General features: G+C 73.3%; 10 protein-coding genes. 3 read left to right on the top strand and 7 right to left on the bottom strand.

Annotated features, from left to right (window positions below):
* Window positions 1–352: 352 nt before the first annotated feature.
* The gene (locus tag ACSTA4_RS13830; protein ID WP_444963896.1) at window positions 353–1,705 is read left to right on the top strand and encodes a hypothetical protein; all 1,353 of its coding nucleotides are present in this window, start codon (window positions 353–355) and stop codon (window positions 1,703–1,705) included.
* Between the two features lie 40 nt (window positions 1,706–1,745).
* On the opposite strand, the gene ACSTA4_RS13835 is transcribed toward ACSTA4_RS13830, so the two are convergent.
* The 6 genes from ACSTA4_RS13835 to ACSTA4_RS13860 all read right to left on the bottom strand — a co-directional run bounded on the left by ACSTA4_RS13835 (window position 1,746) and on the right by ACSTA4_RS13860 (window position 11,158).
* Window positions 1,746–2,717: an MsnO8 family LLM class oxidoreductase gene (locus ACSTA4_RS13835; protein ID WP_444963897.1), complete on the bottom strand. Its 972-nt coding sequence runs from the start codon at window positions 2,715–2,717 to the stop codon at window positions 1,746–1,748.
* A 316-nt stretch (window positions 2,718–3,033) separates the two neighbouring features.
* A complete protein-coding gene (locus tag ACSTA4_RS13840; RefSeq protein WP_444963898.1) occupies window positions 3,034–5,493 on the bottom strand; it encodes a DUF1963 domain-containing protein in 2,460 nt (819 codons plus the stop codon).
* A gap of 182 nt (window positions 5,494–5,675) precedes the next feature.
* Entirely contained in the window at window positions 5,676–8,006 is a 2,331-nt protein-coding gene (locus tag ACSTA4_RS13845) for an ATP-binding cassette domain-containing protein (protein ID WP_444963899.1), read from the bottom strand.
* Between the two features lie 302 nt (window positions 8,007–8,308).
* Window positions 8,309–9,205, bottom strand: coding sequence for a class I SAM-dependent methyltransferase (locus ACSTA4_RS13850; RefSeq protein WP_444963900.1), 897 nt, complete (start codon window positions 9,203–9,205; stop codon window positions 8,309–8,311).
* 123 nt (window positions 9,206–9,328) lie between these two features.
* A complete protein-coding gene (locus ACSTA4_RS13855; RefSeq protein ID WP_444963901.1) occupies window positions 9,329–9,934 on the bottom strand; it encodes a helix-turn-helix domain-containing protein in 606 nt (201 codons plus the stop codon).
* Between the two features lie 51 nt (window positions 9,935–9,985).
* Window positions 9,986–11,158, bottom strand: coding sequence for an epoxide hydrolase (locus tag ACSTA4_RS13860; RefSeq protein ID WP_444963902.1), 1,173 nt, complete (start codon window positions 11,156–11,158; stop codon window positions 9,986–9,988).
* 103 nt (window positions 11,159–11,261) lie between these two features.
* Between ACSTA4_RS13860 and ACSTA4_RS13865 the strand changes: the two genes are divergently transcribed.
* Window positions 11,262–11,837, top strand: a complete 576-nt coding sequence (locus tag ACSTA4_RS13865) for a CGNR zinc finger domain-containing protein (protein ID WP_444963903.1) — start codon at window positions 11,262–11,264, stop codon at window positions 11,835–11,837.
* Between the two features lie 52 nt (window positions 11,838–11,889).
* Here the strand turns inward: ACSTA4_RS13865 and ACSTA4_RS13870 are convergent, their stop codons facing one another.
* Window positions 11,890–14,679, bottom strand: a complete 2,790-nt coding sequence (locus ACSTA4_RS13870) for an ATP-binding protein (protein ID WP_444963904.1) — start codon at window positions 14,677–14,679, stop codon at window positions 11,890–11,892.
* A gap of 185 nt (window positions 14,680–14,864) precedes the next feature.
* Here ACSTA4_RS13870 and ACSTA4_RS13875 point away from each other — a divergent pair, with 185 nt between their 5' ends.
* The gene (locus ACSTA4_RS13875; protein ID WP_444964169.1) at window positions 14,865–15,770 is read left to right on the top strand and encodes an MBL fold metallo-hydrolase; all 906 of its coding nucleotides are present in this window, start codon (window positions 14,865–14,867) and stop codon (window positions 15,768–15,770) included.
* Window positions 15,771–15,774 lie beyond the last annotated feature (4 nt).

Consider the following 15,774-nt stretch of genomic DNA (forward strand, 5'->3'; position numbering starts at 1 on the left):
TCTGGTGCTTTTCCTTGCCAACCGGAAAATGCATCGCAAAAGATTGCTATGTGAATTAGGGGACGAAAAGGACAGTTCAGACTTCTGGCATGTGTGGACTTGGGGGAAAATTACGCGAACTCGTGTTCGCTGCGCTAGCGTGTTCCCCGAAAAGAAAAATCCCGGTCGGTGCGCCAAACACCGATCCGGGATTTGGCCGACGCCTGCGCAAACAAGCGTCCGGCCGCGCCACCTACCTGCTTCACCAGGAAGGCGACTCGTCATGGAGTCTACCGCCCCCACTCCCCGTGCCACCACCGAACGCCGTGATTCGGCTCGGGTTTTCGGCCCGCGTCAACGCCCTCGCGGGGCAATGCGCGGAATTGGTTTCATTCCGGACATCTGGGTCAACGAAGTCCGCGAGGCCGGACTCTTCCCCACATCCCGCTCCTTCATCGCCGCCACGGTCATCGCCCGCGCCGCCGACCTCGACGGCCGCTGGTGCTTCCTCTGCCTGGACACCCTGGTCAACCGGTCCGGCCACCTGCTCAGCCTCTCCGTCGCCAAGCGCGCCATCGCGGACCTCGTCGCCGCCGGACTGGTCCGCAAACTCGACCCCGGTCAGACCCGCGCCTTCTTCGCCGAGGACATCAAGGAGCGCACCCGCTCGCACGACCGCCTTCCGCTCGTCCTCGAACTCCTGATCCCCGCCGAGGACTTCCCCGAACCGGTCCGCGAGGAGATCAACGCCGTCCGCGCGGCCCTGGGGGAGGAGCCCCTGGACGAGACCACCCGCCCCCGGATCAGGAAGGCCGCGACGGTTCGAATCGACCTCGGCGACGGGTCGAATCGACCCACACACCTGTATCCCATTCACCTCTCCTCCGACGAGCGCCCCGATTCCGTCCGCAGGAGCCCAGACACAGCAGAGCGGCCCGAACCCGCGCGGCCGCGCACGTACGGACGTCCTCCACACGCGCATCCCCGGAACGCACACCCCCCGCACGTCCAGCCCTCGCAAGGGCACCCCCTGCTCCGGCATGTCCCCGACGCCGCCCTGAACGACCCGCGCGCCGACCGGGCCGCCCTGACCAGCGCCCTGCTGCGCCTGCGTGACGCGGGCCTGACCGCACAGGAACTCACCGCCCTCGTTCGGGGCGCGGAGAGGCTGCGCCGCCCCTTCCCGGCCCTGATGCTGCGCCTGCGCGGCCCGGCCCAGGCCCGCGCCTTCCTCGCGGGCACCTTTGGCCGGGGAGTCACGCCCACAACGCCTTGGCGGCCGGGGATTCCCACGCCCCGAAGGCCCGCCGAGGAGCGCGGCCCCGACGACGGCGACCCCTTCGCCCGTCCACCGGGGTTCGACGTGGACGCCCGGGGCACGGCGGTGCGCACGTGTCCCGAGCACCCCGGCGTCCGCAACGTTCCCGGCGGCACCTGCCGGGTGTGCGGAGGCCCCTGCCGGTCGGTGCCGGGCGAACTCCTGCACCCACCAGCCTCGCCTCGACCACCCGAGGCAAGCGGGGGAGGGGAGGAACCGCGCATCACGGAACCGGCGGGTGAGGGGCCCTGCGAACTCGAACCGGCCCTCACCGAACGCATCCTGGTCTCGCTCATGGGAGGCGGGCCGATCGCCGCCGATGAAGCCCCCGCACGTGGGACAACACCAGCGCACCCGCCCGCGCGTCAGGCCGTCATCGACCGGCTCCGCCGACAGCTCGCCGCCTGATGCCCCGGCGACGGGCACGGCCCGGCGGACACGCGACCCGTCACCGGGCCTGGAGCGAGGCGAGGAACTCGTCGGTCCTGCGGACCTCGTCGCGGTCGTAGGTACTGACATTGGCGAGCAACTCGGAACCGCCGGTGCGGTCGAGGAGGTCGGTGAGCGCGTCCGCCACCTGCTCGGGAGTGCCCGCGATCGCGGAGTCCATCCAGCCGTGCACATCCTTGCGCTTCCTGTCGCGGCTCGTCTCGCCCAGCAGCCGGCGCACCTCCTCGACGGGGCGGAGCGCGCGGAACTCCCCGACCTCCCGTGAGTCCGCGTACGCCCAGGCCTCGGGCAGCAGCAGATCGCGAGCGCGCTCCTCGGTCTCCGCGACGGAGACGTCCACGTTCACGACCAGATAGGGAGCGGGCGAGGTCGGGCTCGGACGGAAGTCCTCGAAGTACGCGGCGATCCTGCCCGGGTCACGAAGAACCGGCCCTCCGACCACCGCTGGAAGTCCCAGTTCGGCGGCGAGTGCCAGCCCCTCCCGGACGGCGAGCAGGAACACCGGCGGAGGCGCGACGCTGGGTTTGGCGGTGATCCCGGCCCGGCCGCCCAGATACTCGCGGACCCTTTCGACCTCTGCCGGGTACTCGCCCTCGCCCAGGGCGGTGCGCCCGAGCGCACGCCGGATCGGAGCGGTGAAGCCGAGCGAACCGCCCAGTCCCAGGTCGATCCTGCCGGGGAAGAGCGCCTCCAGGAGCAGCGCCTGCTCGGCTATCACCAGCGGGCTGTGGTTGGGGACCATGACCCCGCCGGTGCCCAGGCGGATATCGCGCGTGCGGGCGCCGATGGCCGCGAGCAGCACGGTGGGGGCCGAGCTGGCGATACCGGGCACCGCGTGGTGCTCGGCGGTCCAGAACCGGTGGAATCCGAGTTCCTCCGCGCGCACGGCCCTCTCGACGGTCGTCGCGATCGTCTGTGCGTCGGACTCGCCGCTGCGCGTCCGTGAGCGGTCAAGCAGGGAGACCCGCATCGGTTCTCGCCTCCGTCCGTGTGGTGGGACAGCGCATCGTCATCCTCCGCCCGGAGCGTACTCGCCGCGAGCCCTGTGGGCCGGAAGGATCTCCGGCCCCGGGGCATCAGCGGCCTCAGCCCTGTGCTCACGGGCGATGATGAAGATCTACATCGTCAAGGCAGCGGTTCACCATATCCCTTCGAAGCTCGCCCCCTCACAGTGCACGCTGACGGGGACGGCTCCGACACCGAGGCCGTAACGCGGTGCCAGTCCTCAGCCGCAGGAGCGCGAACCCCGGCCGCGCCGGCGGCCGGGGCCCGCTTCCGCAGCACCGTCAGGGGTTGGAGTACATCTGCACCACGACGCGGTCGAAGCGGCGCGCCTTGAGGTCCTCACGGGTGATGGTCCAGTACAGGATTCCCATCGGAACCCCGACCCACTGCGCGAGCAGGACCCAGTCCTCGGGGTCGGAGCCGGGCCCGCCCTCCTCCGGGTCCGCCGAGGCGCGTGCCGGGTCTCCGTAGCCGTCGAAGTCCGCGGCGTATCCGCCGATCTGCCACTCGCCGCCCTCGTCGGACTGCTCGGACCAGACCTCTTGCAGCGTCTCCGCGTGGGGGTGCAGGGCGAGGGTCTCGTCGTCGACGGGGCAGGAGGGCAGTCCCACGCCGGGGATCAGCCGCAGGTCACCGGTGCGCCGCAGCTCCTCGTCCAGGTCCTCGGGGGAGTCGTATTCGTAGGGCTCGTAGCTCGGTGAGGACTCCCGCTCCTCGACCGGCGTCCCCGCCGGGACGTACACGGCGCCGCCCGGAATGACGAACTCGTCCAACTCGACGTTCGCGAACAGGAGCACGTGGCCGTCGGGCGGTAGCGGGATGTCGGTGGCCTCCGGCGGGATCGCGGCCAGGTCGAGCGTCGCGATGAGCTGGTGGTCATCGCGGTTGTCGGGGTCGTCCTCGTCCCACACCGTGCCCGGGGTGGGCGCGTCCGGCGGGAGCATCAGCGGAGTGCCGAGCCTGCCGACGACCGTGCCGGCGCCGTCGCGCGCCGTCCGCAGTTTCGGGCGGGCCAGCCCGAGCCACCGGTCGACGTCCTCCGCCGGAACCCCCTTGTCGAGCGCCTGCTCCCGGAACCGGTCCAGCCACCACAGCACCGACGCGGGCAGGGCCCTGACCGACGGGTGCAGCACCCCCGCGCCGAACTCCCAGCCGGGCTCCGGCCCCACCACGCCCGGCTCGTTCAACCCCGCGAGCCACTCCGCGGCGGACGACCGTGTCCGGGCGTCGGCGTCCGACAGCGCGGCCGCCGCTGCCGCCCTGGCGTCCGGGTGGTCGCCGAGCACACGCCGGGCCGCCAGCCGGTGGCGGTTCGCGCCCAGCGCGAGCGAGGTCAGGCGCGGGACCAGGGCCTCGGGGGCGGCGGGGAAGCGTTCGAGGATGGTCAGGATCATCGTCGTCGTGTCCACGGCGGAGTCGTCCGGATGCCGTTTCCCGTCGCCGCCGTCGAGGTACTCGTCCGCCAGGTCCAGGCGCTCGGCGAACAGGGGCCACCAGCGCTCGGCGTTCTCAGGGGTCAGGAAGGCGCCGATCTTGCGCCTGTGGTGGTCCGTGCGGGTGACCAGGAGCGAGGCGGTACGCCGGTCCGCGTCGGACAGCCCGGCGGCGCGGAACGCGTCCCGCAGGGCGCGGACGTCGGGCATCAGCGCCAGCCGCCCCTCGACGCGGTGCCAGGAGCGGTCCCCGTCGGTGCCGCCCCCGACCCCCAGCGCCCGCAGCTCCTCCGCCAGGTCCGCGTCCTGGGGAGCGGCGACGGCGGGCACGGGGACGGCGGCCTCCGCGGTTCTCAGCGCCCGCACCCGGGAGGCGGCCCGGCGCAGCAGCCGCTCGCGCTCGGGGTCCCGCGTCTCGGCGCCGTCGTCGGCCAGGGCCTCCTCGATCGCCACGACGCCGCCGTCGAGGTCGGACATACGGGCCAGGGCGTCCGGCAGGATGTCCGGCGGCGCGGTCCGCAGGTGCCGTCGCAGCAGGTCCACCTGCCGGGGGCCGTCGATTCGGGACAGGGCGGACAGCGCCTGCGCGCGAACGCCCGCGTCGGCGTCCACCGCCAGTTCGGCGGCGAGTTGCGCGTGCGCCTCCGGACTGTGCGCGCACCGGTCCGCCACGTATCTGCGAGTGTTCAGACCGGACCCGGTGACGACGTCCGCGAGCTCGTCGGCGTTCCGGGCGAGGAACGCGGCGCCCGCGTCATCCTCCAGGAACCGGTGCCGACGAAACGGCCAGTGGCGGGAGTCCGAGTACAGCAGTGCTGACAGGGTGGCGTGCACGGGAGTCCGGCCGGGCGCGCCGCCCGCCCGGGCGACCTCGGTGAGGGTGTGGGGGTCCCACCGCCGCTGGGAACCGTCGGCGTCGGTCCCGTCGGCGGCGCCGCAGACACGGATCACGTCGTCGGCCAGCACGAGGAGCCACGACGGCTCCCCGGATGACGGGGCATTGCCGGTGACCGCGTGCAGCACCTGTCCGAACCGGACGAGCAGGTCGATCGGCGCGAGCCGGTAGACCACCAGCCGTGCCGCGTCGGCCTCCCGCAGCGACCAGCCGGGATGCGCGTCGGCGACGGCGGTCAACCGGTCGGACCGCCAGACCGCGTCCGGTTTGGCGACCATGTCGGCGCCGGTCGGCCGCTCCCGCAACGCCGCCAGGGCCTCCGGTCGGGTGCCGCTCAGCACGTGCTCGACGACCGGTTCGTGGGCCTCGGACACCCGCAGCGGCGCGAGGCAGTCCCGAACCGCTGACGCCACCCGGGTAGCGGTGTCCGTGCCGCCGTCTGAGTCGGTCGTTTCTGCTTCAGATTCGTACATGCCGGAAGACTAGGGGCAGACTCGGACACACGCCTTCGCCGCCGCGCCTTCGGCCGGACCCGCGTCTACCGTGTCGAGAGGTGACCACCGCGGCACACGGCGGCGGGCGGACGGCCGCCCCGTCACAGCACCCCCTTCAGGTAGGAGCCCGTGCGGCTGTCCGGGGCCGCCGCGACCTGCGCGGGCGTGCCCTGCGCGACGATCCGGCCGCCCCGCGATCCGCCGCCCGGACCCAGGTCGATGACGTGGTCGGCGGTGGCCACGACCCGCATGTCGTGCTCGGCCGCGACCACGGTGGCGCCCGCGCCGACGAGGTCGCGCAGGCGGCTGACGAGGACGTCGGTGTCGTGGGGATGGAGGCCGGTGGTGGGCTCGTCGAGCAGGTAGACCGTGCCGGTGACCCGGCGGCGCTGGAGTTCGGTGGCCAGTTTGATCCGCTGGGCCTCGCCGCCGGACAGTTCCGTCGCGGGCTGGCCCAGACGCAGGTAGCCCAGGCCCACCCCGCCGAGGGTCTCCAGGGAGCGCCGCACCGACGACTCCTCGGTGAAGAACCCCGCCGCCTCCTCCACTGACATCGCGAGCACGTCCGCGACCGTGCGCCCCCGGTACCGCACCCGGAGGGTGTCGTCGTTGTAGCGCGAGCCGCCGCAGGTCGGACAGGGGGCGTAGGTGGTGGGCAGGAACAGCAGCTCCACCGACACGAACCCCTCGCCCTCGCACTCCGGGCAGCGTCCCCCCACGACGTTGAAGGAGAACCGGCCGGGCCCGTAACCGAGCGCGCGGGCCTCCTCGGTTGCCGCGAACAGCTTGCGCACCGTGTCGAAGAGCCCGGTGTAGGTCGCCAGGTTGGAGCGCGGTGTCCGCCCGATGGGCTGCTGGCTGACCCACACCACCCGGCCGTGTTCGGCGGCCCGGTCCCCGATCTCCGCCAGCAGGGAGGACTTTCCCGAGCCGGACACGCCGGTGAGGGCGGTGAACACGCCGAGGGGGACGTCGGCGTCCAGCCCCTTGAGGTTGTTGCGGGCGGCCCCGCGCAGCTCCAGGTACCCGCCGGGGGTGCGGGTCGGGTGCTCCGGGACCTCGTCGCCGAACAGGTAGCGGCCGGTCACCGACTCCGGGACCCCGCGCAGGCCGGGGACCGGGCCGCTGTACAGGACGCGCCCGCCGTGCTCGCCCGCCCCCGGACCGACGTCGACGATCCAGTCCGCGCCGCGCACCACGTCCAGGTCGTGCTCGACGAAGCACACGGTGTTGCCCCCGTCGCGCAGGCGCCGGAGGATCTTCGAGAGCGCCTCGACGTCGGCCGGATGCAGGCCCGCGGAGGGCTCGTCCAGGACGTAGACCACCCCGAAGAGCCCCGTGCCCAGCTGGGTGGCCAGCCGGATCCTCTGGAACTCCCCGGTGGACAGGGTCGGCGCCGGTCGGGCCGCGCTCAGATAGCCAAGTCCCAGCTCCGACAGCACCCCGACCCGCGCCGTGATCTCCCCGACCAGCGCACCCGCCGCACCCGTGTCCTCCGCCCAGGGGCGCAGCAGGCCCACCAGCTCGGTCAGGGGCAGCGCCGCCAGTTCGGCGATGGTGTGCCCGGCGAAGGTGACCCGCAGCGCCTCCTGCCGCAGCCGCCGACCGCCGCACTCCGGGCAGGTCCGGTCCACCATGAACTCGGCGGCCCTGCGCCGCCGGGCCTCACTGGCGGAGGAGGCGTACGCCTTGAGCACCAGCCTGCGCGCGCTGCTGTACCTGCCCTGGTAGGGCCGGTGGACACGGCCCGCCTCGCGGACCGGGTGGACGGTCACCACGGGCTGCTCCTCGGTGAACAGGATCCAGTCGCGCTCGTCCTGGGGCAGTTCCCGCCAGGGCCGGTGGACGTCGTACCCGAGGGTGTCGAGGATGTCGCGCAGGTTCTTGCCCTGCCAGGCCCCGGGCCAGGAGGCGACGGCCCCCTCGGCGATGCTCAGCCCGGGGTCGGGTACCAGAGACCCCTCGGTGACCTCGTACTCGACCCCCTCTCCGTGGCACGTCGGGCAGGCCCCGGCCGCGGTGTTGGGGGAGAAGGAGTCGGAGTCCAGGCGTTGCGCCCCGGGCGGGTAGACACCCGCCCGGGAGAAGAGCATGCGCAGTGTGTTGGACAGCGTGGTGAGGGTGCCCACGGTGGAGCGGACCGAGGGCGCAGAGCGCGGCTGGGCGAGCGCCACGGCGGGCGGCATCCCGGTGACGTCGTCCACCTCCGGGGCCGGGAGCTGTTGGAGCAGGCGCCTGGCGTACGGCGCCACCGACTCCAGGTACCGGTGCTGGGACTCGGCGTAGAGGGTGCCGAAGGCCAGGGAGGACTTCCCCGACCCGGAGACGCCGGTGAAGGCGACCAGGGCGTCGCGGGGCAGCTCCGTGTCCACGTTCTTCAGGTTGTGGATGCGGGCGCCGCGCACCCGGATGCGGTCGTCGTGGTTGTCCATGGGACAAGGATTACCCGGTCACGGGACCGGAGAGGACCCGCAGACCCGCGGACCGCCCGGCCACGGCCAACCGCGGCGCGCACCGGCCCTCCCGCCGGGGAGGCGGGCGGGGTGGAGTCGGAACCGGAGGGTTCCCCGTCCGCGCCCCCGACAACGAGAGCCCCCCGAAGGGGCCGACCTCCCCGCGTTGCGCGGCCGCCCCCGCGTGGAGTGACGGCGGGTGGGCGGCATCGCACCGCCGCCCACCCTCCATCGGATGCTGGGGCCGCCTGCCGGGCAACCTGGGCAGCCAGGACCCGGGGTCAGCGGCGTGCGGCCCACACGGCGCGTTCGGTGCGCACGGCCAGGTCGTCGCGGCGCAGGATGCTGTGCGGGCCGTCGGTGTCCAGGAGCCGGTCGAGCGCGGCCAGGTCCTCGGGGGAGAGCTCTCCGGCGACGCCGGTGCGGATGCGTCGCAGGCCGCTGAGCGCGTAGCGGCCGATCGCTTCGCTCTGGGAGCCCCCGATGTTCACGGCGATCGTGCGTTCACCCTCGACCGTGAAACCGGCGGCGGTCAGCATCGGACCCCAGTCGGCCCCGCGGTGGGGCATGTGCTCGGTGTGGAGGCGGTCGGCCGCGGCGTGTACGCGCTCCTCCAGGCCGGGCCGGTCCTCGGGGGCGTCCTCGGGCAGGAAGCGGGGGAACCCGGCCAGCTCGACGACGGCGAACAGGCCGCCGGGCGCGAGCGCGTCGTGGACGCTGCGCAGCGCGCGGTCGGGGCGTGCCATGTGGTGCATCGAGGCCGAGGCCCACACCAGGTCCGGTGAGCCGAGGTCGGGCCAGTCGGGGGCGTCGAGGTCGGCCCGCACGGTGCGCACGCGCTCCTCGACGCCGCGGGCGCGCGCCTTGGCGTTCAGCCGCTGGAGGTGCCCGTCGGAGGTGTCGACGGCCGTGACGCGCGCGTCGGGGAAGCGGTCGAGGAGGGCGAAGGTGCCCGCGCCCGTGCCGCAGCCCAGGTCCACGATCCGGCGCGGGTCCGCCGTCAGCGGCAGCCACGCGGTGATGGAGTCCGTGTGCTCGGCGAGGACCTCGGCGTCCAGGTCGAGGATCTCCGCCTGGAAGTCGGCGTCCTGCTCCTGGTGGCCGTGTCCCTGGTGGTGGTCGTGTTGGGCGCCGTGGTCGTGACCGTGACCGTGGTTGTGCGGGTGCGTCTGGTTCATGTCCTCCACAGTAGGACGCCCATGCGTCCCGAGCATGAAGGTTCCCGGTTTGCGCAAGACATTGGCCGGATGTGCTGCCCGACGCGCAAGACGCGGTCCCCGCGCGGTCGGTGCGGCCGCTCCTCAGGCGTCCCGGGCGTCCGGGGCGTCCGGGGCGTCCTCCTCCCGCTGGTGGCCGCGGCGGGCGTCGCGGTCGAAGATGCCCAGGATCTCGCACGGGCCGCCCTCGGCGCCGATGGCGTGCGGCGTCATCGTGGGGAACTCGGCCGCCTGGTTGGTCTCGACGCGAAAGCGCCGGTGGCCGAGCATGAGCGTCGCGGTGCCGGACAGGACGACGAGCCATTCGCGCCCGGGGTGGGCGCGCATGCGGGCCGGGTTGTCGGGCGGCGGGTCGGTCACGCGCTGGCGCACCACGCTCATGCCGGGGTCGCCCTTGACGGGCCAGCGCATCCGGCCGCGGGCGCCGTCGATCATCGGGCTGATGACGACGTCGTCGTCGGCCGTCTCCACGAGCTGGTCCAGCGTGGTGTCCAACGCGCGGGCGAGGGTGACCAGCTGGTCCAGGGCGAGGCGGCGCCGACCGTTCTCGATGCGGCTGAGCGAGGACTGGCTCAGGTGGGCGCGGCGGGCCAGTTCCTCCAGGGACCAGCCCTGCGCCACCCGCAGGGCGCGGATGCGCCTGCGTACGAGGCCGTCCAGTTCTCCGTCTTCTTGCGTCATGGGCATCATGGTATGCCTGCTATGCAAGACCGGAGTCGGTGGCCCGTGCGGGGGCCGTGTTCACCGCCGGGCGGCCAGCACCGCCGCGAGGCCCTCCCGCAGGTCGTCGACGAAGTACCCGGGAACCTCCAGCGACGGGAAGTGTCCGCCGCGTTCGGGCGACCTCCACCGGACGATGCGGCGGTACCGCTCCTGCGACCAGGGGCGCGGGTACTTCTCGATGTCGCGGGGGTACACGGTGATCGCCGACGGGACGTCGACCCGGAGTTCGGGGTCGAGCGAGTTGTGGCTCTCGTAGTAGATGCGGGCCGCCGACGCCCCCGTCCGCGTCAGCCAGTACAGGGTGACGTTGTCGAGGACGCGGTCCCTGGAGATCGTCTCGAACGGGCTGTCCTCGGTGTCGGACCACTCGGCGAACTTGTCGAGGAGCCAGGCCAGGAGCCCGACCGGTGAGTCCACGAGCGAGTAGCCGATGGTCTGCGGCCGGGTCGCCTGCTGCTTGGCGTAGGCCGCGCGGTGGCGCCAGAAGCGGCGGGTCTCCTCGGTCCACGCGCGCTCGACCGCCGTCAGCCCGTCCGTCGACAACCCGGGCGGCGCCTCCGCGAACGTCGTGTGGATGCCCAGGACGTGCGCCGGGAACCTGCCGCCGAGGACCGTGGTGATGTTGCCTCCCCAGTCGCCGCCGTGGGCGAGGAACCTGTCGTAGCCGAGTCGGCCCATCAGCTCCACCCACGCGGCCGCGATCCTTTCGGTTCCCCACCCGGTGGTGTCCGGCTTGTCGCTGTAACCGAACCCCGGCAGCGACGGGGCCACGACGTGGAACGCCGGTGCGTCCGCGTCCTTCGGGTCCGCCAGTTCGTCCACCACGTCGACGAACTCGGCGACGCTGCCCGGCCAGCCGTGCGTCAGGACCAGGGGAGTGGCGTCCGCGCGCGCGGACCGGCGGTGCAGGAAGTGGATGCCCAGGCCGTCGACGGTCGTGCGGAACTGGCCGACACGGTCGAGGTGCCTTTCGAACGACCGCCAGTCGTATCCGGTGCGCCAGTAGTCGACGACGTCGACCAGGTCGGAGAGGGGGACCCCCTGCTCCCACCGGCGGGGGCCGGGCGCCGCGCGATGGACCGTCTCGGCCTCGGGCAGCCGCGCCGCGGCCAGCCGCGCGCGCAGATCGTCGAGGTCGGCGTCGGTCGCGCGGGCTTCGAACGCTCGCACGTCGCTGTTCGGACGGGACATGGGGGCCTCCTGGCCGTCACGGAACCGGCTACGACCATCGCGAACCGGCTAAGACGGTTCTAACAGTCCTCCACGCCCGTGCGCAACCGGCTAAGGTGGTTCCATGCCCGCTGAGTTCCCTGACTTCCGCCTCGGCACCGTGCTGGCGACCAGCTTCACGGCGACCCTGACGGAGCGCTGCGGCGACGCCGTGGAGCGCATTCCCACACCCCGCCGACTCCTCGACTGGCTGGCGGTGAACGGTCTCGCCGTGGACTCCTGCACCACCGCCCAGCTCGACCTCGCCCGGGAACTGAGGGAGTCGGTCCACGCCGCCGCGACGGCGGCCGCGGTCCGGGAGGCCCTCCCCCCGACCGCCGTCCGGGTCATCAACGAACGCAGCGTTCAGGGCCGGGCCGCGGCCGTCCTGACGCCCGAGGGCGAGCGGCGATGGCGGCTCGGCCCGTCCTCACGGGTGGAGGACGCCCTCGGCGTGATCGCCGCCGACGCGATCAGCGTCATCGCGGGCCAGCGGGACGGGAGACTGGCCCTGTGCGCGTCGCCGACCTGCCGGGCCGCCTTCTTCGACACCAGCCAGAGCCGCACCCGCAAGTGGTGCGACATGAACACGTGCGGCAACCGTCAGAAGAAGGCGCGCTTCAACGCCAAGCAGCGCAAGGACCCCCGAGCAGCGGAGTGACCGTCGACAGCGCGGTGCCCCGTACCGCCGGTCCGCGCCTGGCGGGCGGGCCTCATCCCCGGTGACCGGCCGTCGGAAGGGCGCTCTCCACGAGGTCGCGCAGTTGCGAGCGGGCGGTGACACCCAACTTGGGGAAGCTGCGGTAGAGGTGCGAGCCGACCGTGCGCGGGGAGAGGAACAGCCTCTCGCTGATCTCCCGGTTGGTCAGCCCGCGGGCGGCGAGCCTGATGATCTGCTGCTGTTGCGGGGAGAGCCGGGAGAGCGCGTCGGGGACCGCGTCCGTGACGTCGAGGCCCGCGGCGCGCGACTCGGACCGTGCGCGCTCGATCCACGGGCGCGCCCCCAGACGCCGGAAGACCTCCAGAGCCTCGGTGAGCGGCCCCCGCGCCTCCGCGACGCGCCGACGGCGCCGCAACCATTCGGCGAGGTCCAACAGGGTCTGGGCGCGTTCGAAGGGCCAGTGCTCCAGCCGCGGATCGGCCAGGGCCGCCCGGAAGTGCGCCTCGGCCTCCTCGGGGCCCGTCAGGAGGGCGCGGGCCCGGCTGATCAGCGCGCGCAGGCGGGGCGAGGCGCCGTCCCCGAGCGCGCGTGCGCAACGCTCGACGATCGCGGCGGCCTCCGCGCGCCGACCACCGCGCGCGGCGGCGACGGCCAGGTCCGCCAGGGCCGGGTAGGAGGCGTGGTAGTGCACCGGGTCGCCCTCGGCGGTGAAGACCGCGCGCAGGTGGTCGTAGGCGGTCTCGTACGCGCCGTCCGCGATCGCCGCGGCACCGAGCGCGCGACGGGCGTAGACGGCCACGGCGCGGCTCTCCAACGGATCGACCAGGGCGAACACCTCCCCGATCCGGGCACGGGCCGCCGTCGTGTCCCCCTGGTAGGCCAGCACGGTGGCGTCCACCGCGGCCGCACACGCCATGGCGTGGTCGAGACCGGCCCTCGCCCCGACGGCGGCGGTGCGGGCACAGGCCTCGCGTGCCCGCTCCCACCGTCCCTGTTCCACATAGCTCCAGGCGGCCGCGCCTTCCAGACCCTCCGGCAGCGGCCCCCGCGACCGCCAGCCGTCGAACGCCTCGTCGAAGGCGCGGACGGCCTGCGGGGTCTCGTCCAGGAGCCACGCCATCACCGCCAGGGCGGTGAGCCGGTCGGGCCGACGCCGCACCTGCGACGCCGACCGCGCGAGCACGGACAGGTGCCCGGCCCTGTCGTCGAAGGGGTCCGACACGGCCCTCACCCAGGCGCGCGTCCACGCCTGCGACTCCTCCTCGGGAAGCAGCCCCAGGACGGCCCGGACGCGGTGCCGTTGGGCGTCCTCTCCGGAGTAGAAGCGGACCACGGCGGCATCGGCGAGGAGGTCCAGCGCGGTGGCGGGCTGCGCGTCCGCCGCCTGTTCGGCGGAACCGACCAACCGGGAGAAGACCACCGAGTGGCGCACGGTCAGCACCTCCAGCCGTCCGACCTGCGCGGTCAGGGAGGCCAGCAGCGACGCGTCGTCGGTGTGCGCGCGTGCCTCGGCGGCCAGTTCCTCCACCCAGGAGATGTCGCCGGTGAACACGGCCGCGGTGGCCGCTTCGACCAGCAGCCTGGCCCTGTCCCCGCGCCGCGGTGCGAGTTCGGCGGCGCGCTGTAGGGCGCTGGCCGCCGCCGCGTAGCCGCCGCGGCGGCGGGCCCGTCCCGCGCTGCGCTCCAACTCCGCCGACACGGCCGCGTCGGGGCCCGTGCACGCGGCGGCGAGGTGCCAGGCACGCCGGTCCGGTTCGTCGCCCAGTATCCCGGCGAGCGCGAGGTGGGCCTCGCGCTGCGAGGCGGGGGACGCGGCGTGGTAGATGGCCGACCGGACCAGGGGGTGGCGGAACCGGACGTCCCGGCCGGTCCGCCGCACCAGCCCGGCCCGCTCGGCGGGCAGCCACGCGTCGTCCTCGGCGTGCGGCAGTCCGACCGGGGCGGCGATCGAGAAGTCGGCGCCGTCCATGGCGGCCAGGAGCAGCAGGGCCCGCCTGCTGGAGTCGGGCAGGCCGTCCAGACGGGCCGCGAAGACCCGCTCCAGGTGGTCGGTGAGCGGGAGAGGGCCCGAGGAGGGCGTCCTGGCGGGCGCGTCGGGTGCGGCGGACGCCCTCGCCAGTTCGGTCAGGGCCAACGGGTTTCCACCGGCCTGGTCGAGGATCCGTGCCCGGGTCCGGCCGACGGGGCTGCCCGGCTGCATGTCCAGCAGCCGGTCGGCGGCCTCGTCGCCGAGCGCTCCCAGGGTGAGCGTCGGCAGATGGCGGTCCAGCCCCGGGAGACGGGCGCCGGAGCGGACCCCGAACAGCATCGTGACCGGTTCGCCCTCCAACCGTCTGGCGGCGAAGGACAGCGCGTCCAGGGAGGCGCGGTCCGACCACTGCGCGTCGTCCAGCACCACGAGCAGGGGACGCCGCTCGCCCAAGGCCGAGAACAAACCCAGGACGGCGACTCCGACGAGCATGAGATCGGGTTCGGCCGTGGCCGACCCCGAGCCGAAGGCGTCGCGCACCGCCGCGCGCTGCCTCTGCGGCAGCGCGTCCACCTGGGCCGACACGGGCCTCAGCAGCTGATGCAGCGCGGAGAAGGCCAGGCTCGACTCCGACTCGCTGCCCTCGGCGCGCAGCACGAGAGCTCCGTCCGCCCGGGCCCGGCGCGCCGCGGAGTCCAACAGCGCGCTCTTGCCCGTGCCCGGGTCGCCGACCAGCACCAGACCCCGCTCGGCCGACGCGGAGTCCACCGCACGGAAGAGGCGCGCCAGTTCCGCGTCCCGGCCGACGATCGGGTCCGCGGGGCCCCGCCCCGGCCCCGTGATCGCACCGGAACCGCCTGCGTGCTCGCCCACGGGGTCTCCAGGGGTCGTGGCCCCCCGGTCGGAGCCGCCTTGCCTCGGCCCCCAGGCTACAAGCGGCGCAGGCGCTGCCGGGGCGTGCGCGCAGGTGCAGTCACGTGACGGATACCGCGTGCGCCGGGGCCGCCCGTATGGTCCCAGGAAAGCACCCGAATTACTGAGGAACCCTCATGGAACAAATGCAACTCGGCAATGTCACCATCACCCGGGTCTGGGAGTACTACGGTTCCGTGGAAATGACACCCGACACCTTCTTCCCGGAGGTGTCCAAGGAGGTCTGGGACGACGGTGCCCCCTTGCTGAGCCCGTATTTCGTGGATTCCGAGGCCAATACGGTGAACTCGGCTATCCAGACCTGGGTGCTGCGCAGCGAGGGCAAGACCATTCTCGTCGACACCGGTGTGGGCAATCACAAGGAGCGCCCGTACGCGCCCGTGTGGAGCCGTCTCGAAACCGACTTCCTGGCCAATCTCGCCCGCGCCGGAGTCGCACCCGAGGACGTGGACATCGTGGTCAACACACATCTGCACATCGACCATGTGGGCTGGAACACGTACCTGGACGGCCGGAACTGGGTGCCCACCTTCCCCAACGCCACGTACCTGATGCCCAAGGACGACTTCGACTTCTGGAACCCCGCCAACGGCCACCAGCCGCGGCTCGGCCGCGGCAACCAGAACGTCTTCGAGGACAGCGTGGCCCCCGTGCACGAGGCCGGTCAGACGCTGCTGTGGGAGACCAGCCACCGGATCGACGCCGACCTGCGACTGGACGCCGCCCCCGGGCACACCCCCGGCTCCTCCGTGCTGACCCTCGCCTCCGGAACCGACCGGGCCGTGTTCGTCGGCGACCTGCTGCACAACCCGGTGCAGATCCTCGAACCGGACGCCAACAGCTGCTTCTGCGAGGACCCCGCGGGCGCCCGCGCCACACGCCGCGAGGTCCTGGGCAGGGCGGCCGACGACAACGCCCTCGTGATCCCCGCGCACCTGGGCGGCCACGGCGCCGCCGAAGTGGTGCGCGACGGAGACAAGTTCGCCGTCAAGGGCTGGGCCCCCTTCGCCCCGTACACCGACCAGGGCTGAGACC

The sequence above is a fragment of the Nocardiopsis sp. M1B1 genome, from assembly GCF_052466615.1.